At 78.6% G+C, this 716-nt stretch carries 1 protein-coding gene; it reads right to left on the reverse strand.

The window, feature by feature from the left end; genetic code table 11:
* Positions 1 to 446, reverse strand: a 446-nt coding sequence (locus AC2W7J_RS18610; protein WP_485984290.1) for a hypothetical protein, incomplete at its 3' end; no start/stop codon positions are given.
* Between the last annotated feature and the right edge of the window lie 270 nt (positions 447 to 716).

The following is a 716-nucleotide window of genomic DNA, read 5'->3' on the forward strand; positions in this document are numbered from 1 at the left end:
TCCGATCCCGAGCCTTGCCCCCGGTGCCGACCGCACCGGCGGCAGCAGCTGCGGCGGCTGGCGGCGGCGGCGGCGCCTCGCCGACCGTGCTCGTCGTCGGAGTCATCCTGCGGGCGGCGCACACGCCGCGTGCGCTCGTCGTCGGCACGTCGGCCGGCGGGCGTCTCGTCGCCCCGGGTGACGTGGGCGGTCACCCCGTCGCGGTGGCGCAGCCGGATCTCGCGGGTCGCGTCGTCGTCCCCGCTGTCGAAGGGGGTCTCCCCGGCCTGCGCAGCGTGCGAGCGGGTGGTCGCCGCGTCGTCGGAGGAGCCGGACCGCGCAGCGGCACCGGCGAGCCCGGCAGCACCCGCGGCCGCTCCGGAGGCACCGGCCACGCCGAGCCCGGAGGAGCCGTCGTGCTCACCCGTGCGGTCGGCACCCGACACCACGTCGTGGTCATCGCTCATGGATCCGTCGCCCGCGACGCCGCCGACGGTGGGCACGACCTCGGTCGGTGCATCGGTGCCCGCCCGGGGGCTTGGTGCGCAGGCGCCGGCCAGCGGGGATGCGCGACCAGGGGCGCGATCTGGGCGGCTAGTCGCGGGGGAGTCGGGGGCCCCTTGACCCTCGCCGAGGGTCTCGCGGCAGATCGTGTCGAGGTCACCGGGGACCCCGACGGCGACGCGGGAGGGCGGCGGCGGACCGGACCTCGCGGGGCGGGCTCGGCAGCCCGCTCG

The sequence above is a fragment of the Janibacter sp. CFPM2_SD2 genome, assembly GCF_057364645.1.